The organism is Psychrobacter immobilis (assembly GCF_904846225.1).
GTDB classification, from domain to species: domain Bacteria; phylum Pseudomonadota; class Gammaproteobacteria; order Pseudomonadales; family Moraxellaceae; genus Psychrobacter; species Psychrobacter immobilis_F.
In genome coordinates this window covers 119,399-145,395 of record NZ_CAJGZJ010000003.1, presented here as the reverse complement: position 1 = coordinate 145,395, position 25,997 = coordinate 119,399, and the positions used below count along the sequence as shown (strand labels likewise).

Sequence of the window (25,997 nt, the reverse complement as noted above, 5' to 3'; positions counted from 1 at the left end):
ACGTAAATAGTGATAGTACGTAAAATCTAAGATTAACAGGAATTTGAGTGTTTAATTTGGTCTGAAATGCGTATCTATGGTGAATTAACGATAAGTTTCTGATTTTAGGTAGGCATTTCTAAACTGCATATGATGACAAGGATGATCATGAATATGGAAATCTCAAAAAACAACTTGGTAGAGGTATGGGGAGACACGGTTAATTTTAGGTCCATGCTATTCGCTATCGTGATAGGCAGCGTCGTGAGTACAGGCACTTTTTTATTGGCCAAGCTTTATATGTCCTCGTTATCTGGAGACGCAACCCTTCTTAATGGGTATGCCATGCTGATTGGTTTAGGAGGCTGTCTACTATCTGGCTTTATTTGTTCAATTATGTTTAAACCTGCTAGAACCGTCATCGCCAGTAGTGAAGATAATAGCGAAAACGTCAAAGAGTTTATCGTTGAATTAATAAAAGACGATCCTAATTATACCAGTGTCAATGATTTACCTTCTGAAGTTAAAGAGGAGCTTGAATTATTACAGCTTATGTCGGTATTTCAGGAAGCTGAAGTAATAGCGAAGAAAAATAATAGCTGATACATGAATCTACTTAGATAAGCATTTATTAAATAAGCACTTACTAGACAGGCACTTACTGGCTAAGCATTTACGTCAGACCAATGTTTGACACAGACTTCAAGGAAGAAGGTGATGTTACATGAGATTTTGATTCAGTTTTGGCCAGCGCTTATGTATGGCGTTATTGGCGCTATTATTTTTTCGTTGATTGGCATGGTTTCTGGGACAGACGAGACCGCAACCATGGTGCCACTTACCTTAATGGTGATCATAATTGGAGCGCCGCCCGCCGCAGTTTTTACCTTTTGGATGGCAGGAGCGGTGTCTAAACATATGACTCATGCTATACCCACGGCGCTTTTAGGTATTCCTGGCGATACGATGGCGACTCCTATGTTGGAGGAAGCTGATCTTTTGAGGAAGCTCGGCATACCACATATCGCCCTCAAAAAGATGATTTCAAGCTCGATCATCTCTGCTTTTATCGCGGTCGTTGCCGCCGTCGGTTTTGCCTTGATTTTGGCACCATTTGGCGATGTTATTACTAAATTTGCACCATGGATATTTTTGGCAGCGGCGATATCTATCGCTTATTTTTCGAAAGGTAAATGGGCATCGGTACTTTTACTTATCCCTTTTGTGACTTTTATCTTGGCTCTCAAAGCTTTTACAGGACAATATGATACTAAGCTTGGTGTGACTTATTTTTTAGCCATCGCTATTGGTCCGTTAATAGCAGATTTATTTACTGTGATGAGTCCGTCAGGAAGAAAAGCACAATCTAGAGAGAAGGAAAATGTGGTTCAAGTAGCGCCAGATTTGAAATTATGGCAGGGTTATTTTCCCAACCCTTTTAAGATTTTGAACAAGACACAGATTAAGTTCACGGTTATCACTTCTCTCATATCCAGTGCAACTTTTGTCTTTAGCCCTGTGGCTATGACCGTCATATTGGGAGAGTTCGTCGGTTCACGTATCAAAAATACGTATCATAGACTGACTACAGTACTGTCTTCTAAAAATGGCGTGACAGAGTCCACTTATATTGCAGAAGCGCTGATTCCATTAATTGCTTTTGGTCTACCACTCAGTCCAGTAGCTGCCGGCCCCGCCGCTCCTTTGTTTAACGCACCGCCTGTTTTTAATGTTGAGACGGCTGAGATGGCGGGCAATAACCTACATCATCTACTCAGTCCGATGGATTTTCTTTTTTACGGCCTACTATCCGTCATACTCGCCGCTGTCATTGCCTATCCTTTCTCAATGAACTACGCAAGAAATGCGGCATTATTTGTCGTGCAAAAAATCAGCCATGAAGCGATCATTGCCACCTTTATTGGTTTGATTTTGGTCATCAGTATTTGGGAAGGTGGTTTAGTCGGGGTGTTTACCGTTATAGGTTTGGGCTTATTGGGTGGTCTCTTATCAAAACACTTTTCGTTTAACACGGGCTGTCAGTTCATGGGTTACTATGTTGCCGTATTATCGATACCTGCTATCATGTGAAGTTAGACTAATGGCACGTTGTAAGAACGGAAAACAGTTTCTATTATGAAATTCATAGAACTTAGCTTTTCAAAAGAGTGCCTTTACTCAAAGGTACTCTTTTTTATTGAAAATCTATTTGATAAAAATTGCCCCAGCCGATGTTTAGGAGTTGCCAATACTGGTCAAGCTCCCCAAAGGTTTTTTTGCAGAACAATAAGAATGAGTTGGAAGACCAATGCCATAACAAAAAAGCGAATTTCTGCTAAATGAATGGATATAAAAAGGAGGAATGAGGTAGCATTGAGATTAGGGACGAAGTATATATTTAAATAAAAAGGGAGTAAGAAAATGAAAGGAATCACACGTTTTTCGAATAGTTTGATGGAAAAATATTTACCAGATCCGTTTTTATTCGTAATTATCTTAACCATCGTCATTTTTGGGCTGGGTTTAGGATTAACCGACTCTTCACCTGTGCAGATGGTAGCATTTTGGGGTGAAGGTTTTTGGGCATTACTCGCGTTTTCAATGCAAATGGTGCTCGTGCTAGTAACGGGTTTTGTATTGGCAAGCAGTCCGATATTTAAAAAAGGGTTAGGCAAGCTGGCGAGTTTCGCAAGCTCACCAGGAAGTGCCATTATATGGGTGACGTTAGTCTCACTTGCAGCCAGCTGGATCAACTGGGGGTTTGGCTTAGTTATTGGCGCATTGTTCGCGAAAGAGTTGGCAAAGCGTGTCGAAGGTGTTGATTATCGTCTACTCATTGCCAGTGCTTATTCTGGATTTATCATTTGGCATGCTGGATTCTCTGGGTCAATTCCGTTATCAATTGCGACGGAAGGGCATCCATTCGCTGACAAAATTGGTATTATCCCAACGAGTGCAACGATTTTTGCCAGTTATAACTTAATTATCGTAGCAGCATTGGTTATTATTGTGCCTTTATTAAATCGCTTGATGATGCCGAAAAAAGAAGATACGGTTGTCGTGGATCCCAAACTTTTAGTGGATCCAATCATTGAAGCAATTCCAGAAAAATCCGATATGACACCAGCAGAACGCTTAGAAAATAGCTGGGTTTTATCGATGGTCATCGGTGCGATGGGCATTGCTTTTATCGTTTATTACTTTGTACAAAATGGATTTGCGTTAACGCTCGATTTGGTCAACTTTATGTTCTTATTCCTTGGCATTCTATTTCATGGGACACCTCGCAATTATTTGATTTCCGTGCAAGAAGCTGTCAAAGGGGCGGGGGCGATCATCGTTCAATTTCCATTTTATGCAGGCATCATGGGAATGATGACAGCATCTGGTTTAGCAGGCGTTATGTCAGATGCATTCGTCAGTGTTTCGACAGCCGACACGCTACCGCTTTTCGCCTTTCTCAGTGCCGGACTGGTTAACTTCTTTGTCCCTTCAGGTGGTGGACAATGGGCCGTTCAAGCCCCCATTATGTTGGAAGCGGCAGAAATGCTTGGCAGTGATCCCGCTAAAGTTGCGATGGCGGTCGCGTGGGGCGATGCGTGGACAAACATGATCCAGCCATTTTGGGCGTTGCCAGCCTTGGCAATCGCTGGACTAAAAGCCAAAGATATCATGGGGTTTTGTGTGATTGTATTGGTTGTCAGTGGCGTTGTGATTGGTTTAGGGTTGTTGTTTTTATAAATAATGCTTGAGCTGGCGGCTAGAGTGATTTATTTGCCAGTTCAAATATACCGACTTGTTTGTTTAAGTAAGGATCAAGTAAGTTTAGCCAAATCAGCTCATATTTTTTAGATGGAAAGGTTGGTTTGGGTAGTGATCAATTAATTGACCCATTTAGAGATTACCGCTTGAATTGAGGGCACGTCAATAGTCCACATAATATACACAGACACAAAAAAGCCCAAACGCTTATAACGTATGGGCTAATCTGATTATTCTTACTACTATATGGTACCCGGAGCCGGACTTGAACCGGCACGCTATTACTAGCGAGGGATTTTAAATCCCTTGTGTCTACCAATTTCACCACCCGGGCAAAACTTGTTTTATCTTTAACGCAAGCTAGTTGATAGACCATCTAGCTACTAGATAAGTGCTGGCTATTATAAGCGGTTATACTAATAATGCAAGCTAAAATTAACGTAACGTTAATAAATAATTGGAGGCTGGAGTCGGAATCGAACCGGCGTTAACGGAGTTGCAGTCCGCTGCATGACCACTCTGCCATCCAGCCAATCAAGGTGGACTATATTAGCAAAAATATAATAAATTACAAGCGATTTTTTAGATAAACATCCGTTATTTGCTAGGTTACGAGTATTTAAGCCTAATTAATGACTATTTCAACCATTTCACCAACTATATGCATCCCTCAATAAGCCAATGCTTCGTGAGGAATACACAAAAAAATATAAATACTAAGCACCTAAATGATGTCTTTATTATCGCGTTGGGCCTTTTTGATGTCACGATAGGTGGCAGTGCAAATCAGTATCAGCACTCCCAATGTAATCGCTGGCCAAATTAAAATATATAATCCGTAGATAAAGGTATTGTCCATGTCGTCTCCCTATATGTTTATTAGCAGATAACATATAGCTAGTGATTTGCTAAGTATTACCTGATATCCGTTAAGGTTATTATTTTTAGCTCTTTGATACTGGTGCTACTTTGGGAGATTTATCGTAGTCACCAACGCGTTGCTTGATTAGATCGAAGTCGAAATGCTCGTCACCCATGAGACTGACGACCACACAAACGATAGTACTGGCACCGTAAGCGGTCAGTGAAGCGAGTAATACCATGTACTGGCGTAGGAACCCAGTGGCAAAGATCAACATCAGCACCAGCGTAATTGCAGCCGCTCCCATGCCTATCTTACGACCCAAGAAACCGAATACCATGAGACCGATGACCACTGCGCCACCAACACTGGCTAATATCTCAAAAAATAGTGCTGAGATGCCAACAATGGGTATCAATTCAAAGCGCGCCACACAGAATAATAGCAACCCTACTATTACTGCTGAGGTAAAGGCCACGTTGGTCACACGATTCCAAAATACACTGGCGATGACAGGGAAGACAATCGCTCCCCACAAGGCGCCAACGAATACTAGCATTACCAAAATATCAAGCTTAAAGCTGGCAAAAATAAGTCCCGCTGCCGTTGCTACAATCATCGTCCCACGACCGACGAGCATCATGGTTTTTGGTTTGATGCCGCCTTTTTTGGCGATGTTTTTGGCGTAGACATCGGCCATCATAATGGTTGATAGCGCAGACAAATCTGAGTCAGCCGTTGAAGATAGTGAGCCAATGACCAAAATAAAGAATAACGCAATAAAGACGGGATGTAGATACATACTGACCATTTGCGGAATCAGGTTATTCATATTGCCATCAAGTGGTTCGATGCCAATGGTCAAAGCCATCAAGCCAATCATACCAAGCCCAATAACGATACCAGCATAGCCGACTGTGGCGGTAATAAATGTCGCCTTAATCTTAGTTTTATCAATCGCAAATAAGCGTTGGGTAATGGTCTGATTACCGATAGCATAGGCCAATACTGCGACAAAATAAGGTGCACCTTGTTGAAAGAATGCTTCAGAGGAAAAGAAATCCTGCTGCTCCAAGGTTAAGTTCGATAGTCCGCTGACCATCACTTCAGGACCACCCATGGAGAATAACACCGCCGGAATAATGATGACACCAATCGCCATCAACGCGACCAATTGGGCAAAATCGGTGAATACCGAAGCACGAAATCCCGAGGTTAAGGTATAGCTAAGTACACCAACACCCGCGATGATTACCCCTGTTTGGAACGATAACGGTGACAATACTGACACCAATGCACCAGCAGCGGTAAAGTTGACCATCAAGCTAATTAAGCTGCCCATAAGGTTGGATATGGCTAAAATTAATTGGCTTGATGAGCCGTGGCGGGCGTGGATAAGCTCGCCCAAGGTGTGGCCATTAGGCGCAAGCTCACGAAAGCGCATGCCAAAAGGGTAGATGAATAAAATCATCAGCGCACCCCAAAAGCCGTAATGTATCGGCCCTGATATGCCGTATTTGTAGCCAGACGTGGCAGCGGCATAAAATGAGGCGGCCCAAATCCAGGTGGCCGTCATACTTGCTGCACCCATACCAAAGCCAACACCATGACCTGCCACCATAAAGCCGGTGGTAGATTCCTTGTCTTTTTTGATTAATAAAGACAGCAAATAGGTACCGCCGTAAAACGCTACTAATAATAAAATAACAGTCAGTGACGAAAATTGGAACAATGACTCAGTTTTCAAATTCATACCTCGCAATTGTTTTAAATGTATAAAATTTAGGCGGCATTAATTACCCCCTAAGCATCAAGAATATATTTGAGACCATTACAATTTGTATCATGAAAATGTGACTTATAAATCATATTGATAGAGCGCATACGATTCGCGCATATCAATAGCGATGAGGCAAACTGTCATGACAGATTAATAGTAAAGTGATGTGCAGCCGCGCTATTTTAGGGTGTGTCCTCATTTTAAAAATGGTCATAAAGATGAGATAAATTGCCGTCAAACGAGAAAAATAGCGCCGATAATATCGGGATATTAACCAGCTATTTGACGATGTTTGGCAAAATTTAGCCATTTTTAGTCCATTTAGATAGGATCAATTGAATTGAGGACATGCCCTAGTAAGGATGATTAACCATACTAGGCATAAATAAAATAATAGCGGCAACTCTCAATATGCGTCTGTTAATGGCTTAGCCATTACGCTGTCAAGTATGGATACTCGATAGTAGCTGGATGCTAAAAGACTTATGTAACAAGTTCTTTTAGCAAAATACAGATAAGCTCTAAACCATGAACTCATGGCTCAAGCTAAATTTAGACAGCTTTATCAGCTGAAATAAGCAACGTTTAGGATAGCGTTTTATCAGTCGTCGCATGTGACGCATTGTCCGTGTTTATCATCTCAAGTAAGAATTGATAGCTATTGTTAACTAAATTTACTCACTATTGATAAATAAAACTACAGCCATGTTAAATATATGTAACATGTTCGTGGGCCAAGAGTAACCTATTATTTACATAATCTCAAATTTATCCCTACATAAATCTTTGCTAGCCATCGTTAAACGTTGACTAACAGATCGTATTTATGTAGTAGTAGCATGAATAAGAATCTGATTTTAATAGATAAATAATTGATTTTTATGGAAATAAATAAGGTGAGGTGATATTAGTGATGGAAAAGGAGTGACTAGAGAAATTAATAGGATGAGGTTTACAGAGTCGGGAAGACCGAGAATAGCAGTGTTTTAAAAGCCTGAGTAATAGGTCACTCTATTGTCACGCAAAAATCCTGCCAATCCTAGACCATAGCGCTCTGCAACACGTACGGCCGTACTGGTAGGCGCGGACATACCGACCAACCAAGGTATTTGGCTACGAATAGATTTTTGTACCAGCTCGATAGATAGGCGCGAGGTCATCACCACGCAGTCGACATCTACTTTGTGCCGTAGTTGCCAGCCAATGAGCTTATCAAGGGCGTTATGACGGCCTACATCTTCGAAGAGATGCAGTTGGGTTCCCTGCATCGTTGCGGCAGCATGGACAGCGCCTGTCAGTTGATGGGTGTGCTGAGTCGCGTCTACTTGTGCGCGTATTTGCAATAGGTAGTCAAAACTTGGTATCGCACTTTTATTGCTAACACTGTCTTCGGGTTTGTTTTGACTTTTATCCTGAAATTTACTTTCTAAGTTATTCTCTAAGTCACCTTGCCAACGGTCTTGTGAATAGGCGCTTAGGTCGGGTAGTGCTTGTGTCAATCCAGTAATGCCGCACATACCGCATCCTGTACGCCCAGCAAGCTGCCGCCGTTGGGCTTGAATACGCTGATGACTGCGCTGATTTAACGTCAATTCCACCACATAAATATCGTAGTCTTGCAGCTGCGCCAAAGTTTGCTCAAATGAATCTAACGTATCCGTCTCGTCGTTTGAATCTTGAGTGAACCTTTGATAGCTGGCAATATCTGTCAGTTGGGTGACGTCCCAATCTAATAAGTCATGGCTGTGTTGAATCAAACCTTCACTGAACAAAAAGCCTATTGCTAAGTATTCTAGCTGATAAGGACTTGCCATCAATACCGCATAATGAATACCATTAATAATGATAGAAATCGCTGCTTCTACCACTAAATTTGCCGATTGGTCTTCAATATATGCTTGCTGGCGATCACTAGAATCCTTGGGTACATAATAGTGTTTTTGCACTATATGCGCGCGAGACAATGGTGTCACATTAGATTTTGCATTGGCTTCAGGCATATCGATGCCTGAAGTTTGAGTGTTTAATTTAGCCATTGTAGATGCTAACTGCCTTTTATCATTTCAATGTTCAACAGAGCCTAATATAATTAACCCTTTAACTTATAGAGGCTCATTATGCAGAAGCCGCAAGCTCGCTTGTATTGACGCGTTCTAAAATAACAGTAGCGGACTTGTAGGCAGGAATATGAGAGTCTGGCGCATGCGCGTCCAAATCAAACAGGTCATTACACTCAGGATAGTAGGTCGCAACGGCATTGGCAGCGATGTCCATGTCGGTAAGTACCAACGGTCCTAAAGTACGTTGCTCGCCATGACTGTCTTGACGTGAGATCATGACATTATCGCCTTTTTGCCAACCCAACCGCATCATTTCATCAGGATGCATGAATAAAACATCACGACGATCGGTGTGACGATAACGGTCTTTAAACCCGAATATCATGGTATTAAATTGGTCATGACTGCGCACACTGGTTAACTGCCAGACTTTTTGTCCTGTGTTTTGACTGTCATCAATATTTTGTGCATCATTTTTAAATGCGGTTGTTTTTTCTGCCATTTGACTTGCTACATAAGTAATCGGATACGTTGGCACTTCAAATTGTGCTTTACCGCTATCAGTATTCCACACACGGTGACGCGCCGCATGATAAAGATGAAAACCACGTTCGCTCGTACGAATACGCTCGTTGAAATCCTCAAATCCATCAATGGCTTGAGCGACATAATCACGAACGATATCGAAGTCTTCGCTCATCATTTGCCAAGGAATTAACGAATCAGCGCCAAATACCTGAGTTGCGATATCTGCGACAATTTGAGCCTCAGACTTTAGAGTATCACTGACAGGTTTAAGGTTACCTTGAGTCGGTACAATCTGACACATGGAATCTTCAATAGTCGCAAATTGCTCACCTTTCGCAGTAATAATGCGCTCGGTACGACCCAAGCAAGGCAGAATGAGATTGTTTGCACCCGGATATAGCATGGTCTCATTAAGCTTGGTACCCACAAAAATATTAAGCTGGGTCGTGGTTAAAGCTTGTTGAATCGCTTTGGTATCAGGCGCTGCAACCGCATAATTACCGCCCATACCCATAAAGACTTTCAGCTTTCCAGCAATCAGTGCTTTTGCACCTGTAACCACATCAAAACCGTGTTCTTGTGGCATCGGATGCTCAAAAACTCGCTCAAGACTATCAAGTAATTTTTGTGCGGGACGTTCATGGATGCCCATGGTACGATCGCCTTGCACATTGGAATGTCCACGGACTGGAGAGGCACCTGCGCCATTAATACCAATCATGCCCATCAACAATAACAAATTGGTAATCATCGCCACATTGTCATCGCCTTGCACATGCTGGGTGATGCCCATACCCCACGTACAAATCGTTGCTGAACTGTTGGCAACCAGATCAGCAAGATTAATGATTTCTGCTTGAGGAATACCGCAACCAAGTTCAATATCTGCCCATGATTGCTCAGTTAGCCACTGTTTCAATGGCTCAAAACCTGAGGTATGAGTTGTAATAAAGTCGTTATTAATTTTATTATTCTGAATCAGCCATTTGGCCATACCCGTGAGTAGGGCCGCATCACCGCCGATTTGGATTTGAATGACCTCATCGACCATGTCATCGCTCTGTCCTGCCGCCATATGAGTCGGCTTTTGCGGATTTCTAAATTTACTTAAGCCTTGTTCGCGCATAGGATTTATCGAGATAATCCGACATCCTTGCTCGTGAGAATGGGCAAGCATTTCAAGCATACGTGGATGATTGGTCGCAGGGTTTTGTCCAAACATCAATATCAGTTTGGCCAGCTCAAAATCTTCCAATTTTACTGTCGCTTTACCGATACCTAATTGCTTACCAAGCATGACCGAGGTTGGCTCGTGACACATGTTCGAGCAATCTGGCAAATTATTGGTCCCAAAACAACGTACGAATAATTGATACATGAAGGCCGGCTCGTTAGTAACGCGGCCTGAGGTATAAAATAGCGCCTCATCTGGTGAGTCAAGCTGTCCTAGTTGTTCAGCGATACACTGATAAGCCGCTTCCCAAGAAATCGCTACATAGCGGTCTTGCGTTGCATCATAATATACAGGTTCTGATAGGCGACCAATATGTTCAAGCTCGTAGCCCGACCATTTTTGCAGCTCAGTGACCGTATGTGCTAAAAAGAATTTGGCGTCGGCCTTTGTGGTCATGGTTTCGCTGGCAAGTACTTTGATACCATTTTCACAGACATCGATCATCTTGTGCGATTTATGATCAGGCCATGCGCAACCCGGACAATCAAATCCACCTTGAGGCTGATTGCTCTTTAGTACACTCACGCCACCGCGCAAAAAAGTCTGATAGTCCATTAGCTTACGAGTGGAGGAGAATAGGGCTGGCCAACCGGCAGCAGGATGAGTATAAACAGGAATTTTGCGCATGACAGATCTCATAAATTGATGGAGATAGGTAAGATTTAATGTATAAAGGTAAAGAACATAAGTTGCCACAATACGACTGTTAAGAATTTTTCTCGCTTGCTGTGTCGTTGCTGACAGAGGCTTCGAAAAATTCATACCAGTCGTATCTGACTATAGATTCATCGATATATCGATGTAACTTTTCGTCGGCTACAACAACTATATCCTTACAAGCAAAAATTTTATAGGATGATTAACCATAGATAACAAAAAAACCTCCAAGAAAAATAAATTTCCTTGAAGGTTTATAATGTGGTTGTGAGCTGGTACAAAGTGGTAGGACGCTGCTTTTTTAGTACAGATCAATAGCGAGGATTTTTTATTGGAGTTAACTTAAAATCAAACTGTCATCTTCGACCTTTTCACCACGAGTTTGTTCAAACATATCCAGCAAGTCGTGTACTGTCATGCCTTTACGAATATCACCAGAAACATCTAATACGACTTGACCTTGGTGCAGCATCACGGTTCTAGTGCCATGCGCCAATGCTTGCTGCATTGAGTGTGTGACCATCATGGTAGTAAGCTTATTATCCGTGACGATTTTATCCGTTAATTCTAAAACAAAGGCCGCTGTCTTAGGGTCAAGGGCCGCAGTATGCTCATCCAGCAATAGAATCTTGGAGGGCTGTAACGATGCCATTAGCAAACTGACGGCTTGACGCTGACCACCAGATAATAATCCCATACGATCGGTTAGACGGTTTTCTAACCCTAATTTTAGTACTGACAGTTTCTCTCGAAATAAGTCACGGTTATTTTGGTTTAGTGCAAAGCTTAAACCACGTTTGCCACCGCGCTTATAAGCCAGTGCCATGTTTTCTTCAATGGTAAGCGCCTCACAAGTCCCAGCCATCGGGTCTTGGAATACACGAGCGACCCAGTGGGCGCGTTGGTGCGCAGTCTTTTTAGTGACATCAATACCATTTAATAAGATTGAGCCACTATCGACGCGAGTAGTACCACTGACCGCATTAAGAAAAGTCGATTTACCAGCACCATTGGTGCCGATAACAGTCACAAACTCGCCATCCGCAATGTTCAGATCGATACCGAGTAGTGCAGGATTTTCAATGGGCGTTCCAGGATTAAAGGTCAACCGCAAATCTGTAGCTTGCATCATAATTATTATTCCTTATGGTTGCATATTGACATTAAGCCCGAACTTTACGACTTAAAAATTTATTTTTAGCTTTGGGCAAGACCAAGGCCAATACCACGAGTAGCGCTGTAATCAAATTCAAATCTTGCGGGCCAAAGCCAATACTACGTAGCGTATCGCTTGACAGGGCAACCTGAATAAATAGCTTGTACAATACTGCACCGACCACCACAGCAAAGGTAATTAGCCAAATTCGCTTGGCAGGAATGATCGTTTCACCGATGATAACCGCCGCTAAACCAATGACAATCGTACCGATACCAATCGAGATATCTGCGCCACCTTGCGTCTGCACAAACAGCGCACCAGCTAATGCAATTAAACCGTTTGAAATCGCCATACCGATGATGGTCATCCACGAGGTATTGATGCCTTGCGCCTGAGCCATTCTTAGGTTTGAGCCAGTAGCACGCATGGATAATCCAGTTTCTGTGCTATAGAACCAATCTAAAAATAACATGGCAAGTACCACGACGATACCAATGATAAGACAGCGCATCCAATAACCGTTACCATCAGTCACCAAGCTACTAAATACCGTGGTTTCACCCAATAATGGCAAGTTTGGTGCACCCATAATCCGCAAATTGACGGAATACAGCGCGACCATGACTAAGATACTGGCCAGCAGTTGTAGGATACCAAGCTTGACGTGCAACCATGCAGTGACGATACCGGCGACTGATCCTGCCAGCATACCAAAGACACAAGCAAGCCAAGGATTGATGCCAGCGATAATAGAGATGCCAGCGATGGCACCACCTAATGGAAAGCTACCATCAGCAGTCAGATCAGGAAAGTCAAGAGTACGAAATGATATCAGCACACCAAGTGCGACTAGGCCATAAATCAGACCACTTTCAAGCGCACCAAAAAAAGCAATTAAGGACATAAGAGATCAGCAAGTCATAACCAAGCGTTTAGCAACTCACATTTTAATCGTTGATCCACAGAATAATTCGCGTACGAACACGTGCTTATCTATAAATCTAACAGTCAGTTTTTGCTAAATGGCTAAGCGGTGAATTTAACAGATTAAGTCATCTGCGGTTAGGGTAAACCAAAACATGTCACGATCAACAACTATCATAAGCGACTTTGGTTCAAAGCTTTGCTTAAAAACATGGCAAATCTAGAAACGGCGCAAAGACTTTATACTTAATAAAAGGCCTATAAGCAATGCGTTGCGTTAAAATATTTTAGCAACAGCATTTAAATAATAGCCGCTTAAATAAGAAGCCCAGCCTACTGATTCATAGCTGGGTTTCTTGTGCTAAATATCCTTGCACTAAGTATCATTTCACTAAGTATCATTTCACTTGTCAGTGCTATTAATCGTCAAATATAAAAGTGCGTTATTCTACCACTTCTTTTGCTTTATCGATAACTGCTTGTGGCAAAGTAACGCCTTGTTCTTTGGCATGTTTTGGACTGACGTATAAATCCAGCACTTTTGGTGTATAGACAGGGATAGCGCCTGCTTTTTCACCATTTAAGATACGTACTACGATTTTGCCAGTTTCGCGGCCAAGATCGTAATAGTTCACCCCTAATGCCGCAATTGCACCACGCTCAACTGAGCTGGTATCTGAAGCAATGAGTGGGATTTTACTTTGCTTAGCGACTTGATATAGTGATTCATAGGCCGATACGACGTTGTTATCGGTTGAGGTATAGATCATATCGACCTTGCCTTCGAGGCTACGTGCTGCCATCGCAATATCAGTACTACGCTGGGCAGGCGCTTCGAGTACATTGATACCTAGTGGTGTCAATTTTTCTTTTAGGTTTTTCAATATGGTCGTTGAGTTGACTTCACCTGGGCTATAAACGTAGCCGACATTTTTTAAGCTAGGAATGATTTGACGCATCAATTCGATTTGTGGCTCATAAGGTAGTGCATCAGAACCACCAGTGACATTGGTACCAGAGCCATCTAATTTTGTGACTAGTTTGGCTGCAACTGGATCAGTGACTGCGGAAAATACTAAAGGAATACTGCTAGTCGCCGCCGCTACTGACTGTGCTGATGGCGTGCCAATCGCGATGATAACGTCTGAATTATCTGCGACGAATTGCTTAGCAATCTGTCCTGCCGTGGCCGTGTTACCCTGTGCACTTTGGAAGTTAACGGTTAAGTTTTCACCTTCCTTAAAACCCGCTTCATTTAGCTCATCGATGACACCTTTACGTACTTCATCAAGCGCTGGATGTTCAACAATAGCGGTAATAGCAACCGTTTTCATCGCTGTTGCAGTGTCGCCAGTTGCAGAAGTATCAGTGGTGCTGGCATCTTGTGCCGGTTGATTACAGCCCGTCAAGATAGCGGTACAAACCCCGCCTAATAATAGTGCCTTACTAAAATTTAAATGACCAAAACGATTTTGATACAACATGGGTTTCACTCCTGAAAGTAATAATGTGTCCGTACATTATTTAATAGATAAAGGATAAAGCGAGCCATTTGTGTCGATGGCTCAACATGGTTTGTCAGTGTTATTTATCAGTACTACTTGTAAAAATTATTTTTTGGCACTCTGCGCCTGTTTGTCGACATTGATGGCATTTTTTAACAAGTCATCTGTCAAGCTCGCGCCTTGCTCAGCCGCGTGTTTTGGGCTGGCGTACAAGGTTAAGGTGTTCATCACTTCAGGCTTAATGGTATTGATCGCCTCACCACTTAATACCCGATAAACCATTTTTCCTGTGGTACGACCAAAGTCATAATCATTGACACCAAGCGCCGCCGTAGCACCGCGTCTCACACTAAACTCGTCTGAGGCAATAATCGGAATATCAAGTTCATTCGCAGCGCCTGCCATTGCTTCAAATCCTGATACGACGTTATTGTCTAACGAGGTATAAATGACATCTACGCGACCAGCCAGACTGCGGGTTGCCATCGCAACGTCGGTTGGACGATTGGCGGTAACCTCTAATATTTTTAGTCCACGCGCTGGTGCGAGTTTTTTAAGCTGATTGAGTACCACCACAGAGTTGATTTCACCTGGGCTATAGACGTAACCAATAGTTTTGGCATCCGGCACAATTTTTAGAATATTGTCTAACTGCGGCTCAATCGGTAATTCACTAGACAAGCCTGTGACATTAGATTGGATAGGGACATCGTTTTCATCGATAAGCTTCGCTGCCACAGGGTCTGAGATGGCAGTATAAATCACCGGAATCGTTTTGGTTGAAGCAACGATAGATTGAGCAGAGGGCGTTGAGATTGCCACGATAGCATCTGGATTGTCTCCTGCGAATTGCTTGGCAATCTGACCTGCTGTTGCTGTATTGCCTTGGGCGCTTTGAAAATTGATAGTTAGATTTTGACCATCGACATAACCATTGTCGGCCAGCTCATCAATAATACCGCGGCGCATCTCATCTAATGAAGGATGTTCGACAATTTGAGTGATGGCTAATGATTTGGCAGGTTTGTCGGCATCAGTCGCTGCGCTTTCATCGGTCGTTGCGGCAGTGTCTGTCGTATTTGAGCAACCGATCAATCCAAGGGTAGCGCTGATAGCAGCACCGTATAGGCTTAGGCGTAAGGTAGAAGCAATAGTCATTATTGGGTTAACTCATAGGTTATATCAGTCTCAAAAACCAAGCTAACAACAATGCTGAACCCGTTAAGCTTAATTATTGCTCACGCTCGTTTTTGTTAGCTTGAATGTTTAAAAATGATATTGGAAAATGCAGGTTAGCCGAGTCAATGCTATGTTGATGCCAAGATAGCAGGCTAACAATAAAATAATCATTCCGTCGATCAGTATGTTCATATTATGACAGTAATGTAACTTATCGCAATAAGAAATTAAAGCGTATTCTTCATAGAAGTTTAAAGACAATAAATTAGGTGCCTTCTTATGAATGTTCAATGCGCTCTAAAGAGTCATTCAGGATATATCTTGTATCAAAGTATAGGGCAGACAAAAAGCATTGTCTTGTTTGATTGGCTTAAAACAATAGAGCGTATCTGAAAAATCAGGGTCTGCTGTTTCATAACGCTTATTTATTTCAGCTTGAGAGACGCGTTTCAATGTAGGTAAACGAAGCATTATGACCTCGGCGGGTTGGTCATCAAGCGTCGTAGTGTCACTCAAAATATTCATCTCGCCTGTATCATTGAAGCTAAAGCTGGCGCTATTATCAGTTGAGATGGTTTCACCGTTTGCTATCTGAAAACTCAGTTGCTGAATCGCGTAGGTCATGCTGCCGCCCATTGAACCATCATAGTGACAAGACATGTCTACCGTTACTTTTTTATTAAGCGACGATATAATCGTACAAGTAGTGTCACCCGTAACCTCGCTTACTGCGGCCAAGGCGTTAGCAGATAACAGAGATAAAGGAAGCAATAGGCATAGCTTGTTAATTGCCATCAGGAAATCCTCATTATCAATTTTTAGCGTTTTTAAGGTATGTTGACTACAGAATACATCAAACCGTAAGGCTTATATCCTTGGCGACAAAAAAAAGATGCCTTCATGGCATCTTTTTTATGATTTTTAAACGTTTAAAGTGAATGCGTCATATCGGTTAAGCCAATACGTCACCAACGACACAGCCATCAGGTAACGTCACAACCGTTAAGCCTGTTTTTGGATTGCCAGTTGATAAAACCATACCTTCTGATACGCCAAATTTCATCTTGCGCGGCGCAAGGTTGGTCACGCAAACCACTTTTTTATCGAGCAATTGCTCAGGCTCATAAAACTTACGAATACCGCTGAATACATTGCGCGGCTTGTCTTCGCCAACATCTAGGGTGAACTGTAATAGCTTGTCCGCGCCTTCGACATGATTACATGCTAAGACGTGTGCCACTTTCATCTCAACCTTAGCAAAGTCCTCAATACCAATGTAGTCAGTTTGCTCAGCATCTGTTGCTGCGGCAGGCTCGTTTTTCTCGACTGGTTTGCTGTCTTTATTAGCAACTGACGTCTCTGTTTGCGTTAACGACGCTTTTGAGTCTTCAACCATCGCGGCGATGTCTTTTTCTTCGATACGCTGCATTAAAGGTTTAAATTTATTGATTTTATGACCAAGCAACCACTCATTACGACTGGCAAAACTCAAATCATCAATATTTAAAAACTCTTTGGCATTGGCAGTCAGCTCAGGTAATACGGGCGCAAGATAAACCATCAATTGACGGAAAATGTTAACCGCTACCGAGCAAACGTTTTGTACTTCTTGCTCTGACCCTTCTTGCTTAGCGAGTGACCAAGGTTTTTTCTCGTCAATATATTCGTTAGCCTTATCCGCACATTGCATGATTAAACGCATCGCACGTGAGAACTCACGGTTTTCATAAGCGGCAGCAATTTCATCGCCCGTTTTGGTGATATCTTCTAATAATTCAGACTCTACGCAAACCTCTGAAAGCATACCGTCGTATTTCTTAACCAAGAATCCAGCACTACGGCTGGCGATATTCACCACTTTGCCGACCAAGTCAGAGTTAACCTTTTGCATGAAATCTTCTAAATCAAAATTGATATCTTCAACTTTATTAGAGAGTTTAGTGGCGAAGTAATAACGCAGATACTCAGGATGTAAATGTTTAGCATAAGTGCTGGCATTAATAAAAGTGCCACGCGACTTGCTCATTTTCGCACCATTGACCATCAAGAAGCCGTGAGCAAAGACACCCGTTGGTGTACGAAGCTCACTACCGGCAAGCATGGCTGGCCAAAATAGCGCATGGAAATATACGATATCTTTACCGATAAAGTGATAAACCTCGGTTTTATGCTCGTTTTCTTGCATCCAATAACGGTCAAAATCAAGCGCATTCTCAGTACCCTCGCGCTTATCGCACAAGTTTTTAAAACTGGCCATGTAACCGACAGGAGCGTCGAGCCACACATAAAAATATTTATCTGGCTCATCGCTTGGCGTGTCCGGAATTTGGAAACCGAAGTAGGGCGCATCACGTGAGATATCCCAGCTGGCAAGTCCAGAATCGAACCACTCTTGCAGTTTATTAGCGACCGATACTTGCAGGCGATTGTCACTACGTGTCCAATCTTTTAAGAACTGCTCAAATTCTGGCAAATCAAAGAAATAATGTTTAGATGTTCTTAGTATCGGTGTTGCACCCGAAACAGTTGAGCGTGGGTTTATTAATTCTACGGCATTATAAGTAGTGCTACAAACTTCACAGGTATCACCGTATTGATCTGGCGCACCGCATTCAGGGCAGGTACCTTTAACAAAACGATCTGCTAAAAACAATTGCTTTTCAGGGTCAAATAACTGTTCAACGTCTTTGGTACTGATATGTCCAGCACTATTAAGACGACGATAAATCAGTTCAGAAAAATGTTTATTCTCTTCTGAGTGAGTGGTGTGATAATTATCATAATTAATGAGAAACTTTGAAAAATCGGCTTCATGCGAGGCTTTAACTGCCGCAATTTGTTCCTCAGCTGTGATTCCATTGGCTTCCGCTTTGAGCATAATACCAGTGCCATGAGCATCGTCTGCGCAGACATAGGTGACTTTGTGGTTTTGTGCTTTCATAGCACGTACCCAAATGTCAGTTTGAATATGCTCTAAAAGATGCCCCAAATGGATGTCACCATTGGCGTAGGGTAAGGCACTGGTTACTAGAATCTCACGCACAAAATCACCTATATTTTTATATAAACGGGTTGGTTATCAAACGTCTTAAGCGGTTTATGGCTATTGGACGCGATGTTATCAAGGCTAAAAACTTCCATAAATGATGAAAATTTAAAAGTGTGCCTATAATACCGTAATTCGGCAAAATTTGTGGCATTCCTCCATAATTAATACGGTAATTAACGCTATATGGCAGGTAGATCATGGGCAATTCTAAGTAAAATCGATGTCTTAGTAGCCACTTGCGACTGATATAGTTTTTTCTAGCTTACTGATAATACAGAGGCTGCCAAAAATTTATTCCAGTCACCCTGTATCGATTTTAGCGTTCACTTATTGGCCATCAATACCAGTCTCTAGTTATATTTAAGCGCTATAAAATTGCTATAAAAACCCCACCAAGCTATTTGCTCAATGAGGTTTTTATTTAGATATGAGACTTTGATAATAAAAAATAATTGAAGGTGTCAATGCTCTTTAAAAAGAGCCAAACATGGTGCCCAAGATAATAATAGCAACCACTGCTATCAGTGGAATGATAATGGTGACCATCGCCAAATTCAAATAAGACTGCTTGTGCGTCAGGCCGCAGATAGCCAATAAGGTAATGACAGCGCCACTATGCGGCAGTGTATCCAAACCACCAGCTGCCATGACAGCGACACGGTGCATCAGCTCTGGATCAATACCGGCACTGACCGCCATTCTTAGATAGTCTTCGCCCAAAGTGGACAACGCAATACTCAAACCACCAGATGATGACCCTGTAATACCTGCGAGCGTGGTCATAGCGACAGCTTCTGAGATGAGAGGATTATCGGGCGTTAGATTGAGAATGCTATCACGAATGATGAGAAAACCTGCCAGTGAGGCGATGACCGCGCCATAGCCAACTTCTGATGCCGTATTAAAAATAGGCAACATAGAATCATAAGTACCACGGTTGATGGTTTTTTGCAGATTGTTCCAGTGACCGATACGGAGCAAAATTAACACCACACAAGCCACAACCAAGGAGATGATAATCGACCATAATCCGAGAGAACCTGCGATATTTAGATCCGGGAACTGAGCTTGTAGATTGCTAAAATCTATTGAAGGAAACACTGCATAGGTTAATAAAGCGTTTAAGGCAATAACCAATACCAGCGGAATCATCGCCACAGTAAATGAGGTTTGATGCGTATTTAATATCTCAACTTTTTCGGCTTCTTTTACGGTGCCTCCAATACTGCCTGTGTCTTCTTCGTCATGCTGTCCATAGCCTTCACCTGCCGCATTGGCTTTTTTGGCTCGTGCTTGTAACCATAACCAACCGCCGATAAACATGATTGTGCCACCGATTATGCCCAAAATAGGGGCGGCAAACACGTTGGTATTATAATAAGGAATAGGAATAGCATTTTGAATGGCTGGAGTGCCCGGCAATGCGGTCATCGTAAAAGTAAAAGATCCTAAGGCAATAGCCGCTGGAATCAAGCGCTTGGGAATATCTGCCGCTTTGAATAAGTCTTTGGCAATTGGATAGATCGCAAATGCGACGACAAATAACGACACACCGCCGTAGGTCAAAATGGCACACACTAAGATAATGGCTAGAATGGCCTTGCTGGCACCCAGTTTTTCAACCACCGTATTGGCAATGGCTGTCGCTGCTCCAGAGTCTGCCATCAAACGCCCAAATAGCGCACCCAGTAAGAAAATAGGAAAGAACTTGAGCAAGAATCCACTCAATGCGCCCATAAAAACATCGGTATAAGCGGGAATACTACTTAAAAAATCACCTGACAGTAATACTGCTAATATCGCCATAATCGGTGCCAAAATCAGCACGGAATACCCGCGATAAGCAAAGAACATCAATAGTAATAAAGTAATGACAATAGCAAATGTGCTAAACATAATCGCCCTCCTTGGCAAAATTAAAGTAGTGAGTACACAGAGCACCGAGGTATCAATCAAAAAAATGCATCATAAAGCGTGGATTTAGGATGCTTTGTTAAATGTAAATTGATATGGTATTGATCTACCATCTACTAAGCAATTTTTTGGCTCGTATGCACTTAATGTTATTTTCTAGTCGCTGCGGGCATAATATGGTAAGTTAGCATAAATACCTTATGTATGATATATCGATAGATAATGTATTAATATGATAGATAATAACGACGAATAATCAGTGTAAATAACAAAAAATAGACTTGCAAGGAGATAAGCATGAGTCAGTCAAAAGTATATAGCAGCGCTGAAGAAGCACTAAAAGGTGTCGTAAGTGATGGTCAAATGCTCGCTATTGGCGGTTTTGGTCTGTGCGGTATTCCTGAGGTATTAATCGAAGCGCTACGTGATAGCGGCGTCAAAGATTTAACTTGTATCAGTAATAATGCAGGTGTCGATGGCTTTGGCTTAGGATTACTATTACAAACTCGCCAAATCAAAAAAATGATCTCCTCTTATGTGGGTGAAAACAAAGAATTTGAGCGTCAATACTTGGCAGGCGAGTTAGAAGTTGAACTGACGCCGCAAGGCACCTTGGCAGAAAAGCTACGGTCGGGTGGCGCTGGCATTCCTGCGTTTTATACGGCAACTGGCGTTGGTACACTCGTCGCTGAGGGTAAAGAGACCCGTGATTTTGATGGGCGTACTTATGTACTTGAGCACTCATTGCGTGCGGATGTGTCATTGATCAAGGCACAAAAAGCGGATAAAGCAGGCAATTTAATATTCAATAAAACCGCGCGAAACTTCAATCCAGACTGCGCGATGGCTGGCAAAATCACCATCGTTGAAGTAGAGGAAATCGTAGAAATTGGCGCGCTTGATCCTGATGAGATTCATTTACCGGGTATCTTTGTGCAGCGCATCGTATTAAACAGCACCCCTGAAAAGCGTATCGAAAAAACCACAACCAAAGCCGTCGAAGGCGCTTAGACCAATAGCGTCATCGGGCAAAATATTGTTAAATTAATAATAGAACATTGTAAAAATAAGGAAGTTACCATGGCATGGACAAGAGAACAGATGGCACAGCGTGCCGCAAAAGAGCTACAAGACGGTTATTATGTGAATTTGGGCATTGGTCTACCAACGCTTGTGGCCAATTACATTCCTAAAGATGTGGATGTATGGTTGCAGTCAGAAAATGGCCTACTGGGTATAGGTGAGTTCCCAACCGCAGAAAACGTCGATGCTGACTTGATTAACGCGGGCAAGCAAACCGTCACAGCAAAGTCAGGTGCCAGTTATTTTGGTAGCTCAGAATCCTTTGCGATGATTCGTGGCGGGCATGTGAATTTAGCCATACTAGGCGCGATGGAAGTGTCAGAACATGGCGATTTAGCCAACTGGATGATTCCCAAAAAAATGGTCAAAGGCATGGGTGGCGCGATGGATTTGGTTGCAGGCGTGCAGCGAGTCATTGTACTGATGGAGCAAGTCAATAAACATGGCGATCCAAAAATTCTTGCCAATTGCGAGCTACCATTAACGGGCAAAGGCGTGGTTGATCGTATTATCACTGAGCTTGCTGTACTAGATGTGACTGATAAAGGGTTAAAACTGGTTGAGTTAGCAGAGGGTGTCACTTTTGAAGAACTCCAAGAAAAAACGCCAGTGAATATTGCTCAATAAATCTTATAATGCCAAAATTGCTACTTGTTTTTAGCTGAGCTTATTTTTATTTGGTAGCCATTATGATTTAGTGGCTTATTTTGGTAATTTTATAATTGAGCAAGCGCACATTATTAAGGAAAATATATGGCCACCCAATTACAACAGGATCTGACAGGCAAAGTGGCGCTGGTCACTGGCGCCGCAAGTGGAATCGGACGTGATATCGCTGAAACTTATGCTCAAGCAGGCGCAGCGGTTGGTATTGCTGATATCAATCTTGAAGCGGCGCAGCAAGCCGTTGATGACATCCAAGCAAATGGCGGTAAGGCATTGGCTATTGCCATGGATGTCACGTCCGAGATGGCCGTCAACGAAGGTGTGCAAAAATTAGTTGATACCTTCGGCGGTATTGATATTCTGGTTTCCAACGCAGGCATTCAAATCATCGATCCGATTCACAAAATGGATTTTTCTGACTGGAAAAAAATGCTCGATATTCATTTAGATGGGGCGTTTTTGACCACCAAAGCCGCTTTGCAACATATGTATAAAGACGACAAAGGTGGTACGGTCATCTATATGGGTTCAGTACACTCGCATGAAGCCTCTCTATATAAAGCGCCTTATGTGACGGCAAAGCATGGTTTGCTTGGCTTGTGCCGTGTGCTTGCAAAGGAAGGTGCTGAGCACAATGTACGCGCGCATGTTATTTGTCCAGGCTTTGTCAAAACGCCTTTGGTCGAAAAGCAAATCCCGCAACAAGCAAGCGAGAAGGGTATTAGTGAGGAATCGGTGGTTAACGACATTATGTTGGTCAATACCGTCGACAAAGAATTCACGACTGTCGAAGATATTGCTCAGTTAGCGTTATTTTTAGCCGCGTTTCCAAGCAATGTCTTTACGGGACAATCTATCGTTGCCAGCCACGGTTGGTTTATGAATTAACATTTTATCGTTAAGTGCTATTATGAGTAAAAACCACAGGGTCAGTCCTACTGGCGTTGTGGTTTTTTTATGTCTTCAATTGAGCTACACTGTCACGATAAAAGGTTTGGACAAAAGGCTTGTCGGCTATATGATTGACCATATCCGCTCTAGTAGTAATCGATTTGTCTTGCCATACCAATCCACTGATATAGGTAGTAACGGTAGCTATGTTTAACTTTATGAAGAAAACTCCCACCGCAGCATCTGAAACGCCGCAACAGCGCGCAGAACGTGATAGCGCCGTTGATAAGGTGCTGCTCGGTTATGAAGTCAATACCGTCAGTATCGCCACTATGGTCACAGGTCTTGAACGTGATGGGGGTCAACTTACCTTAGATTTGCGTTTGCCGCAAAACAGTAATCCTGAAACCATTCAACAAGAGCTTGGACAGTTACTTCATCCGCATGGCATCAAAACCATTCATATGAATGTGCGTTTGCCTGCACCAGAGAAGGGAGCGGGCTCAACCTTACCGAAGGCGATGCCAAAGACGACCAACGCCATGGACAGTCAGCCCTCTCCAAGTGCCGATGCCAATGCCAATGCCAATGCTAATGTCGAACCGCCCATTACCAAGTCAGCACCGACACAGGCGTCATTAACAGCGCATCCGCGTATTCGTCATATTATTGTGGTAGCGTCAGGCAAAGGTGGCGTCGGTAAATCAACCACGACAGTCAATATTGCCTTAGCGTTACAAAAGCTTGGCAATCGTGTCGGTGTACTTGATGCAGATATTTACGGGCCCAGCATGCCAACCATGCTAGGTGTGGATAGCGTCAAGCCTGAGCTGGAAAATGAGCAGTTCGTCCCAGTTAATGCTCATGGCATGGCGATGCTGTCAATCGGTAGCTTGCTCGATGGGGATAATACACCTGTTGCGTGGCGCGGTCCCAAAGCGACGGGTGCCTTAATGCAACTGTATAATCAAACCAACTGGCCACAGCTAGATTATTTAGTCATCGATATGCCGCCAGGTACTGGAGACATACAGCTGACGCTCGCACAGCGCATTCCTGTGACTGGTGCTGTGATTGTCACTACGCCGCAGCATATTGCTTTACTTGATGCGCAAAAAGGCATCGAGATGTTTAATAAAACCAATATTCCCGTACTGGGTGTGGTTGAAAATATGGCACTGCATACTTGTAGTAACTGCCATCATACCGAAGCGATTTTTGGTACTGGTGGCGGTGAGCTTATCGCGGAGCAATATCAGGTACCATTATTAGGGCAGCTGCCATTAGCAAGCGGTATCCGTGCGCAAGTGGATAAAGGCGAGCCAAGCGTCTTAGCTGATGATGAGTTTGCGCCATACTATGTAAGCATTGCCAAAAATATCGAAGCCAATATTAATAAATTTGCTAAGCCTATCGATGATAAGCGGATTTTTTGATAGTTGCGGGGGCTGATTAGCCAAACGTGTTTATGTAGAAAGCCACTGCATAGCGTTGTCGGTTTTAAAATGGCTGCTCCCCTATAAATTTAGACATCAATTCCGTATAATCGTCGCTATCGAAATACGCTTTGCTACCAAAATAGCGCTCACTACTAAATATTTGCTAAGGAATAAAAATGTCTATCAAATCTGACCGCTGGATTCGTAAAATGGCCGAAGAACATGGCATGATTGAGCCATTTGAAGCGGGTCAAGTACGATTCAATGATGCAGGCGAGCGTTTGGTCAGCTACGGCACCTCAAGCTATGGTTATGATGTACGATGCGCCCCCGAATTTAAAGTATTTACCAATGTTCATTCAGTGGTGGTTGATCCTAAGAATTTCGACGAAAAAAGCTTTATCGATATTGTAGGGGATGAATGCATCATTCCGCCAAACTCGTTTGCGCTGGCACGTACGATGGAGTATTTCCGCATTCCACGTGACGTATTGACGATTTGTTTGGGCAAATCTACTTATGCGCGCTGCGGTATCATCGTCAACGTCACACCGCTTGAGCCTGAGTGGGAAGGACACGTCACGTTAGAATTTAGTAATACGACCAATCTGCCAGCGCGTATTTATGCTGGGGAAGGGGTTGCACAAATGCTGTTTTTCCAAAGTGATGCCGATGATGTATGCGAAACCAGTTATAAAGATCGCGGCGGTAAATACCAAGGTCAAAAGGGCGTGACATTACCCAGAACGTAATGGGTAAAACAAACGAGACTGGTATCTAAGTTCGTTGAGAATAAAAAAGCGGGGCGTATTCAATACGCCCCGCTTTTTTGTGCCATTATTTTTTATTTTAAAACTTTTAAACCTGCTTTATTATCGCGTTTGGGCTTGGGGGCGGTATCTTCTTTTTTAGAAGTAGTGATTGACTCTTCTTCAGGCTGATAATTGTCATATTCATTAGGGTCAAAAAACATACCTTGTGAGTTTTCTTTCGCATAAATACCTAGCACCGCCGTCAGTGGTACCCAGATATCTTGTGATACGCCACCGAATCTTGCGCTAAAATGAATATAGTCGTTTTCCATACTCATATTGCCAGTCGCACGGCTGGCTATATTTAATACGATACGCCCGTCTTGTACATGTTCCGTTGGAATCTGTACATTCTCAGCAGTGGCATCTACCATCAGATAAGGCGTGAGCTCATTGTCTTCTATCCATTGATACAGTGCGCGCACCATATAGGGACGTGTTGGGGTAATAGAGGTGAGTTCGCTCATTTTTTGGTTTCCTATATTGAAATTATTAAATAGTTATAGTCGATACT

Annotated in this window: 20 protein-coding genes and 2 tRNA genes; 8 read left to right on the top strand and 14 right to left on the bottom strand. The window is 42.8% G+C overall.

The window, feature by feature from the left end; genetic code table 11:
- Positions 1–147: 147 nt before the first annotated feature.
- The 3 genes from JMX48_RS03530 (at position 148) to JMX48_RS03520 (ending at position 3,720) form a co-directional block, all read left to right on the top strand.
- On the top strand, positions 148–582 hold the full coding sequence (locus JMX48_RS03530) for a hypothetical protein (protein WP_201534374.1): 435 nt from the start codon (positions 148–150) through the stop codon (positions 580–582).
- Between the two features lie 114 nt (positions 583–696).
- The gene (locus tag JMX48_RS03525; RefSeq protein WP_201534372.1) at positions 697–2,070 is read left to right on the top strand and encodes a tripartite tricarboxylate transporter permease; all 1,374 of its coding nucleotides are present in this window, start codon (positions 697–699) and stop codon (positions 2,068–2,070) included.
- 330 nt (positions 2,071–2,400) lie between these two features.
- Positions 2,401–3,720 carry a short-chain fatty acid transporter gene (locus JMX48_RS03520; protein ID WP_201534370.1) on the top strand — a complete coding sequence of 440 codons (1,320 nt, stop codon included), beginning with the start codon at positions 2,401–2,403 and terminating at the stop codon, positions 3,718–3,720.
- Between the two features lie 268 nt (positions 3,721–3,988).
- Here JMX48_RS03520 and JMX48_RS03515 read toward each other — a convergent pair.
- The 13 genes from JMX48_RS03515 to JMX48_RS03460 all read right to left on the bottom strand — a co-directional run bounded on the left by JMX48_RS03515 (position 3,989) and on the right by JMX48_RS03460 (position 20,574).
- Positions 3,989–4,075 (bottom strand) — tRNA-Leu (locus JMX48_RS03515).
- Positions 4,076–4,199: 124 nt separating this feature from the next.
- Positions 4,200–4,273 (bottom strand) — tRNA-Cys (locus JMX48_RS03510).
- A gap of 192 nt (positions 4,274–4,465) precedes the next feature.
- The gene (locus JMX48_RS14060; protein ID WP_227687880.1) at positions 4,466–4,600 is read right to left on the bottom strand and encodes a putative transporter small subunit; all 135 of its coding nucleotides are present in this window, start codon (positions 4,598–4,600) and stop codon (positions 4,466–4,468) included.
- 85 nt (positions 4,601–4,685) lie between these two features.
- On the bottom strand, positions 4,686–6,335 hold the full coding sequence (locus tag JMX48_RS03505; protein ID WP_201534651.1) for a sodium:solute symporter family protein: 1,650 nt from the start codon (positions 6,333–6,335) through the stop codon (positions 4,686–4,688).
- Between the two features lie 1,034 nt (positions 6,336–7,369).
- Positions 7,370–8,419: a formate dehydrogenase accessory sulfurtransferase FdhD gene (locus JMX48_RS03500; protein WP_201534368.1), complete on the bottom strand. Its 1,050-nt coding sequence runs from the start codon at positions 8,417–8,419 to the stop codon at positions 7,370–7,372.
- A 79-nt stretch (positions 8,420–8,498) separates the two neighbouring features.
- A complete protein-coding gene (locus JMX48_RS03495; RefSeq protein ID WP_201534366.1) occupies positions 8,499–10,832 on the bottom strand; it encodes an FdhF/YdeP family oxidoreductase in 2,334 nt (777 codons plus the stop codon).
- Between the two features lie 367 nt (positions 10,833–11,199).
- Positions 11,200–11,994 carry an ABC transporter ATP-binding protein gene (locus tag JMX48_RS03490; protein ID WP_201534364.1) on the bottom strand — a complete coding sequence of 265 codons (795 nt, stop codon included), beginning with the start codon at positions 11,992–11,994 and terminating at the stop codon, positions 11,200–11,202.
- Positions 11,995–12,025: 31 nt separating this feature from the next.
- Positions 12,026–12,925 (bottom strand): ABC transporter permease, encoded by a 900-nt coding sequence (locus tag JMX48_RS03485; RefSeq protein ID WP_201534362.1) that lies wholly within the window; start codon positions 12,923–12,925, stop codon positions 12,026–12,028.
- 463 nt (positions 12,926–13,388) lie between these two features.
- Positions 13,389–14,429: an ABC transporter substrate-binding protein gene (locus tag JMX48_RS03480; RefSeq protein WP_201534360.1), complete on the bottom strand. Its 1,041-nt coding sequence runs from the start codon at positions 14,427–14,429 to the stop codon at positions 13,389–13,391.
- Positions 14,430–14,555: 126 nt separating this feature from the next.
- A complete protein-coding gene (locus tag JMX48_RS03475; RefSeq protein WP_201534357.1) occupies positions 14,556–15,608 on the bottom strand; it encodes an ABC transporter substrate-binding protein in 1,053 nt (350 codons plus the stop codon).
- 330 nt (positions 15,609–15,938) lie between these two features.
- Positions 15,939–16,424, bottom strand: a complete 486-nt coding sequence (locus JMX48_RS03470) for a hypothetical protein (protein ID WP_201534354.1) — start codon at positions 16,422–16,424, stop codon at positions 15,939–15,941.
- 157 nt (positions 16,425–16,581) lie between these two features.
- Positions 16,582–18,672, bottom strand: a complete 2,091-nt coding sequence (gene metG / locus JMX48_RS03465; protein WP_201534351.1) for a methionine--tRNA ligase — start codon at positions 18,670–18,672, stop codon at positions 16,582–16,584.
- Positions 18,673–19,149: 477 nt separating this feature from the next.
- Positions 19,150–20,574: a GntP family permease gene (locus JMX48_RS03460; protein ID WP_201534348.1), complete on the bottom strand. Its 1,425-nt coding sequence runs from the start codon at positions 20,572–20,574 to the stop codon at positions 19,150–19,152.
- 315 nt (positions 20,575–20,889) lie between these two features.
- Here JMX48_RS03460 and JMX48_RS03455 point away from each other — a divergent pair, with 315 nt between their 5' ends.
- From JMX48_RS03455 to dcd, 5 genes are all read left to right on the top strand, one after another.
- Positions 20,890–21,603: a CoA transferase subunit A gene (locus tag JMX48_RS03455; RefSeq protein WP_201534345.1), complete on the top strand. Its 714-nt coding sequence runs from the start codon at positions 20,890–20,892 to the stop codon at positions 21,601–21,603.
- Between the two features lie 69 nt (positions 21,604–21,672).
- On the top strand, positions 21,673–22,302 hold the full coding sequence (locus JMX48_RS03450) for a CoA transferase subunit B (protein WP_201534342.1): 630 nt from the start codon (positions 21,673–21,675) through the stop codon (positions 22,300–22,302).
- Between the two features lie 126 nt (positions 22,303–22,428).
- A complete protein-coding gene (locus tag JMX48_RS03445; RefSeq protein ID WP_201534339.1) occupies positions 22,429–23,229 on the top strand; it encodes a 3-hydroxybutyrate dehydrogenase in 801 nt (266 codons plus the stop codon).
- Positions 23,230–23,438: 209 nt separating this feature from the next.
- Positions 23,439–24,668, top strand: a complete 1,230-nt coding sequence (gene apbC, locus JMX48_RS03440) for an iron-sulfur cluster carrier protein ApbC (protein ID WP_201534336.1) — start codon at positions 23,439–23,441, stop codon at positions 24,666–24,668.
- Positions 24,669–24,847: 179 nt separating this feature from the next.
- On the top strand, positions 24,848–25,423 hold the full coding sequence (gene dcd, locus JMX48_RS03435; RefSeq protein WP_201534333.1) for a dCTP deaminase: 576 nt from the start codon (positions 24,848–24,850) through the stop codon (positions 25,421–25,423).
- Positions 25,424–25,515: 92 nt separating this feature from the next.
- Here the strand turns inward: dcd and JMX48_RS03430 are convergent, their stop codons facing one another.
- The gene (locus JMX48_RS03430; protein WP_201534330.1) at positions 25,516–25,950 is read right to left on the bottom strand and encodes a ClpXP protease specificity-enhancing factor; all 435 of its coding nucleotides are present in this window, start codon (positions 25,948–25,950) and stop codon (positions 25,516–25,518) included.
- Positions 25,951–25,997: the final 47 nt, after the last annotated feature.

What these genes read in the sequence shown, in the direction of transcription:
- JMX48_RS03530 (WP_201534374.1), top strand. Translation starts at nt 148, where the DNA reads ATGAATATGGAAATCTCAAAAAACAACTTGGTAGAGGTATGGGGAGAC.
- JMX48_RS03525 (WP_201534372.1), top strand. Translation starts at nt 697, where the DNA reads ATGTTACATGAGATTTTGATTCAGTTTTGGCCAGCGCTTATGTATGGC.
- JMX48_RS03520 (WP_201534370.1), top strand. Translation starts at nt 2,401, where the DNA reads ATGAAAGGAATCACACGTTTTTCGAATAGTTTGATGGAAAAATATTTA.
- JMX48_RS14060 (WP_227687880.1), bottom strand. Translation starts at nt 4,600, where the DNA reads ATGGACAATACCTTTATCTACGGATTATATATTTTAATTTGGCCAGCG.
- JMX48_RS03500 (WP_201534368.1), bottom strand. Translation starts at nt 8,419, where the DNA reads ATGGCTAAATTAAACACTCAAACTTCAGGCATCGATATGCCTGAAGCC.
- JMX48_RS03495 (WP_201534366.1), bottom strand. Translation starts at nt 10,832, where the DNA reads ATGCGCAAAATTCCTGTTTATACTCATCCTGCTGCCGGTTGGCCAGCC.
- JMX48_RS03490 (WP_201534364.1), bottom strand. Translation starts at nt 11,994, where the DNA reads ATGATGCAAGCTACAGATTTGCGGTTGACCTTTAATCCTGGAACGCCC.
- JMX48_RS03485 (WP_201534362.1), bottom strand. Translation starts at nt 12,925, where the DNA reads ATGTCCTTAATTGCTTTTTTTGGTGCGCTTGAAAGTGGTCTGATTTAT.
- JMX48_RS03480 (WP_201534360.1), bottom strand. Translation starts at nt 14,429, where the DNA reads ATGTTGTATCAAAATCGTTTTGGTCATTTAAATTTTAGTAAGGCACTA.
- JMX48_RS03475 (WP_201534357.1), bottom strand. Translation starts at nt 15,608, where the DNA reads ATGACTATTGCTTCTACCTTACGCCTAAGCCTATACGGTGCTGCTATC.
- JMX48_RS03470 (WP_201534354.1), bottom strand. Translation starts at nt 16,424, where the DNA reads ATGGCAATTAACAAGCTATGCCTATTGCTTCCTTTATCTCTGTTATCT.
- JMX48_RS03460 (WP_201534348.1), bottom strand. Translation starts at nt 20,574, where the DNA reads ATGTTTAGCACATTTGCTATTGTCATTACTTTATTACTATTGATGTTC.
- JMX48_RS03455 (WP_201534345.1), top strand. Translation starts at nt 20,890, where the DNA reads ATGAGTCAGTCAAAAGTATATAGCAGCGCTGAAGAAGCACTAAAAGGT.
- JMX48_RS03450 (WP_201534342.1), top strand. Translation starts at nt 21,673, where the DNA reads ATGGCATGGACAAGAGAACAGATGGCACAGCGTGCCGCAAAAGAGCTA.
- JMX48_RS03445 (WP_201534339.1), top strand. Translation starts at nt 22,429, where the DNA reads ATGGCCACCCAATTACAACAGGATCTGACAGGCAAAGTGGCGCTGGTC.
- apbC (WP_201534336.1), top strand. Translation starts at nt 23,439, where the DNA reads ATGTTTAACTTTATGAAGAAAACTCCCACCGCAGCATCTGAAACGCCG.
- dcd (WP_201534333.1), top strand. Translation starts at nt 24,848, where the DNA reads ATGTCTATCAAATCTGACCGCTGGATTCGTAAAATGGCCGAAGAACAT.
- JMX48_RS03430 (WP_201534330.1), bottom strand. Translation starts at nt 25,950, where the DNA reads ATGAGCGAACTCACCTCTATTACCCCAACACGTCCCTATATGGTGCGC.